This window comes from Sulfitobacter sp. (assembly GCF_041552635.1).
Taxonomy (GTDB): domain Bacteria; phylum Pseudomonadota; class Alphaproteobacteria; order Rhodobacterales; family Rhodobacteraceae; genus Sulfitobacter.
In genome coordinates this window covers 1-2,919 of sequence record NZ_JBFEKM010000294.1, presented here as the reverse complement: position 1 = coordinate 2,919, position 2,919 = coordinate 1, and the positions used below count along the sequence as shown (strand labels likewise).

The window sequence follows — 2,919 nt, the reverse complement described above, 5'->3', positions numbered from 1 at the left end:
ATTTATCGGTGTATATTTCATCACCCGCCGGGCCGGTCACAATAGCAGTCTGAAGCCCCAGCAACTTGGGCCACGGCGTGACTTGCGGCGCACGGAATGGCTCTGTCTGGGGAATGACGTCAAAGACGATGCGGTAGGTATCTTTGTTGTCCTCGTCCACAGGGATCGTGCTGTCGAATAGCGGCTTTTTGGATTCCTGGTCTTCGTAATCGGTTTCAATCTGCAAATGATGCACCGCGTGCGTCAGCAGATATTCCATGTTATTATGTTTACGCGGGTGGTCTTTCATCTTGAAGGTCTGGCCAACGCCAAGGGTACGGATGTTACCGGCACCGCGTGACAACTTGTGTTTTACAGCCTCTGCTTCCATGCGCACCTTGGTGAAATCATCGCCCATCCCTTCGATGCGGCTGTGACCCGGATAGCGATAATGCTCATAGGATTTGTGGCTATGACTGCCTTTGGCAATTGTCTTGGCGGTCTTCTTGTCTGCCTTCGGATTTTCAAAGTCATAATCGTTCAACGTGATCTTGCCGGTCGTCACGCCTGTGGATTCGCTCCAGTCAAAGATGTGATCATCTCTCCGCCGGTATTTCGCCTCTTTGAAATGAAAGTCGAATTCCGATTTTCCCGGTGTCGCCTTATGCGCGCTGATGCTGTCAGCCAGCACCATTTTCAGCTTCTTACTGTCCTGAACGAAGTAGTAATAAATACCTTCTTCTTCCATCAGACGGCAAATAAAGTCGAAATCCGTTTCGGCGTACTGGACACAATAAACCCGGCTTTTGTAGCTTCCGGTGGTCTTTTTTTCAACGTCGGACCAAAATCCGTAATCTTCCAAAACCTCCTGAATAATATCCATAACGGTTTTGTCTTGAAAAATTCGGTTTTCCTGCCGCCGTGTCAGAAACCAAAGCCAAGGCCGCGTTTCCGCAACAAAATGAGACAAGCCCTGATACAGCCCGACATATTCTACCGACGTGCACGTCCCGGAAAAATAGCGGTCTTGATTGTCAGCATCCTTGATACCAAGGGTAATGACCTTTCCAAGAATATCCTGAAGATCAAGCGCATCGTTGGACGACAAGAATTCGATCGTTGTTTCCGTCAGAAAACTAAGGCCTTCAACGACCCGCGCATTTTTTAGATTGACCGGGTTGGAGGAATATTCACCCTCCATCCAAACGGCCCGGTTTTGTAGATCAATTTTTGTCGATGGCATGTCGGCACTCCTTGCCTCGCGCTCCGCGGCTATGCATCCGTTTCAATCAGACACTTTTCGGTGCGAAGGCGTTCAATAATTTCTGGGTGTATCGCCCAACAACTTGAAACTGAAAAACCGTCGCCAATAATACGTCTTGCATCAAATAATGAATCAAAACTGACACATAGAACGGGTTTAGGATATACGCCGTCCGATAGAAGCAGCTGGTTTAAATGGTCGTCGCCTTTATACATGTAATATTTCTTTTTTTCGATAGCCAGTAAGATAATTTCTGGCTCGTCATCGCGTTCCGGATCTGGCTCCGGCGTGTTCGTTGTCCCGTCCATCTATAATCCCTCCAGCAAAGCGGCAAGATCGGGGTCCATGTCGTCCCCGTCATCGCCGGCACCGTCATCATCGAAACCGGCCAACAAATCATCAAGAGACGTATCGTCGCCACCGTCACCTTGTGAAATATCGTCAGTTTCAGTGCCAGAAAGCAAATCGTCAAGCGATGTATCGTCTGCGCCGGCTTCCCCGTCGTTCTGTGCAACCGGAATATTTACGTTCAGGTTCAACGTGCCTCCGCCCGGTTTCGGACGTTGCGCCGGAACTTCGGCCTCCCAAGGGCCGGCAATCATATCCCCCGCAAGGGACCTGAATGATCCAAGCCTGATCTCGTTCCGGCCTTTGACCCAAACAACCGGCATAAACCCACGGCCCAGTGTCATTTGCGCGGCATCACTTGTCAGGTTGCGTTCGGTGCACGGCAGCGCCACCTGATCGCCATAGCGGTCGGTGACGTAGTGGAATGGCAAATCACCCAGTGACATCAGCGACCCAAGGTCCATCGCTTTGCCGTCTTTCTTGTGCGTTCCAGCCAGCAGGATCGCCACCAAAACAACGGGGTTCGCCCATAGCATGCCTTTCAGGCCTTCTTTCGGAGTAAACTCCTCAAAAGAGAACGGATAAATCGGCTCTGACTTTGCCCCGTATGGCAGACGCAACAGGAACCGCGGTGACGAAAGTGCGATGTAAGCCGCCTCTGGCAGACCGCGCAGCGTATCCCATGTTTCCGCAACCAACGGGTGACGGTCTTCTTTTGCGGTCTCAAGATAATTCGGTGTGATCGCCGAAAAGAACGGCGCGTCGACATGCGCCCCGATTTGCCCGATCCGCGCAAGCAGCTCTGCGTGGGGGGGTGTTTCCTCAAACGTGTAAAGGCCAAAGAGTGCCGAAAACCCGCCTGCACCCTCTTCGGGGTCCAGAACGTCGGTCACCAACTTGAACAGGCCAGATTGGGACAGATCCTCTTGGGCGGCCAGATCGGCGGCCAATTCTTCGGCGGACACATCATACAAGATGATCTCAAGCGTGCTGTCGGTTTCAATGCGGCGCGCAAGCATGTCCAACGACCGCCATTGCGCTTCAATTGCCTGAAAATCCGGATGATGTAGCACCAGCCGCATGGCCGAACTCAACGCCTCGTCAACGGCCTTTGTCATCTCGGCGGCACCCGCGTCAGGGGCTTTGACAATGTGCGGTCCCACAACCTGAGCAATCAGATCATCGGCAGGGCCTGACGGGGTTAGTGATCCACCGGTATCCCCGATCAGGGCCTGAAAATCGCTGAGTTTCAGATTTACAGGCACTGATGTGCTTGCAGAGCGCTTTGGCAGCTTGATTGGTGTTGCATGGGTTTCAGACCATGTTTT

3 protein-coding genes are annotated in these 2,919 nt (G+C 52.2%); all 3 read right to left on the bottom strand.

Features of this window, described 5'->3' with window-relative positions; all coding sequences use genetic code 11:
• Positions 1 to 1,222: type VI secretion system Vgr family protein (locus ABYT07_RS20240; protein WP_372993809.1), on the bottom strand; the 1,222-nt coding region annotated here is incomplete at its 3' end.
• Between the two features lie 29 nt (positions 1,223 to 1,251).
• Positions 1,252 to 1,551, bottom strand: a complete 300-nt coding sequence (locus ABYT07_RS20235) for a hypothetical protein (RefSeq protein ID WP_372993808.1) — start codon at positions 1,549 to 1,551, stop codon at positions 1,252 to 1,254.
• Positions 1,552 to 2,919 (bottom strand): type VI secretion system contractile sheath domain-containing protein (locus ABYT07_RS20230; RefSeq protein WP_372993807.1); only part of this gene is annotated, 1,368 nt, incomplete at its 5' end.

Bases quoted from the DNA above. Each gene is read 5' to 3' on its own strand.
- ABYT07_RS20235 (WP_372993808.1), bottom strand. From the start codon at position 1,551: ATGGACGGGACAACGAACACGCCGGAGCCAGATCCGGAACGCGATGAC.